Origin of the sequence: Hominilimicola sp., from assembly GCF_046972485.1 — a bacterium.
In the GTDB taxonomy this organism is placed as follows: Bacteria; Bacillota; Clostridia; order UBA1381; family UBA1381; genus Hominilimicola; species Hominilimicola fabiformis.
Genome location: NZ_JBKVWU010000222.1, coordinates 1 through 1343 on the forward strand (window position 1 = coordinate 1; position 1343 = coordinate 1343).

Consider the following 1343-nt stretch of genomic DNA (forward strand, 5'->3'; position numbering starts at 1 on the left):
TTTAAAATCTCCGCTTTTTGTATGTTATTTAATATCCGAAAGTGAAATAACTTCAACAGTATCAGGTGTGTAGCGATGTTCCATAACATCAACAAGTGCTTTAACAGTGTCAAGACTTGTCATAATCGAAACGTCACATTCAATAGCTGTACGTCTGATTTTGAATCCGTCTGAATGAATATCATTACCCTTCTTAGGAATGTCGATGATAAGGTCAATCATACCGCTTCTGATAACATCAAGGATATTCGGAACACCCTCTGAAATCTTCTTTGCAACCTGTACCGGAATATCGTTATCTTCAAGCAATTTTGCAGTGCCGGCAGTGGCAATAAACTTGCAGCCAAGTTCGTGGAATTTCTTTGCGATAGGCAAGAAGTTTTCTTTATCCATTTCACGAACCGTAACAAGAATTGTTGAACCTGCCTTTGGAATTGTTGTACCGGCGGCAGTAAATCCTTTGTACATAGCCTCGTGGAAGTTTTGACCTACGCCTAAAACCTCACCTGTCGAACGCATTTCAGGACCAAGACTTACTTCAACCTGCGGTAATTTTTCGGTTGAGAATACAGGAACTTTTATAGCGACTGTATTTGTCTGCGGTGCAATACCTGTTGAATAACCCATTTCTTTTAGTGATTTGCCAAGCATAATGTTTGTTGCAATATCAATAACAGGTACGTTTGTAACCTTTGTGATATAAGGTACCGTACGGCTTGAACGTGGGTTTACTTCGATAATATAAAGTTCATCTCTGAATTCGATAAACTGAATGTTAATCATACCGATAACCTTTAGTTCAAGTGCAATTCTGTATGTTACGTCAACGATTTTATCAATAATATGCTGAGGTACATTCTGCGGTGGATAAATTGAAATTGAGTCACCGCTGTGTACACCGGCTCTTTCAAGGTGTTCCATGATACCCGGAATAAGAACGTCTGTACCGTCACAAATAGCGTCAACTTCAAGTTCACGTCCGCCAAGATAACGGTCGATAAGAACAGGATTTTTTGTATCTTTAATAAATGCGTCTGTAAGGTATCTTACAAGGTCGATTCCGTTTCTTGTAATTTCCATACCTTGACCGCCAAGAACGTATGACGGACGTACAAGTAACGGATATTCAAGCTTATTAGCTTCTTCAATACCTTCCTTAACACTCCAAACAGCCTTACCCTTTGGACGCTTTATGTTAAGTTTTTCAAGCATTTCGTCAAACTTTTCTCTGTCTTCAGCCTCGTCAATGTACTTAGGCTGTGTACCAAGTACAGGAACGTGCATACTGTCAAGAAAGTTTGCAAGTTTGATAGCAGTCTGACCGCCGAATTGAAGAATAACAC

General features: G+C 39.5%; 1 protein-coding gene. It reads right to left on the reverse strand.

Annotation, left to right across the window (positions count from 1 at the left end; genetic code table 11):
- Positions 1-24: 24 nt before the first annotated feature.
- Positions 25-1343: ATP-grasp domain-containing protein (locus tag ACLTU0_RS11955; RefSeq protein ID WP_412322669.1), on the reverse strand; the 1319-nt coding region annotated here is incomplete at its 5' end.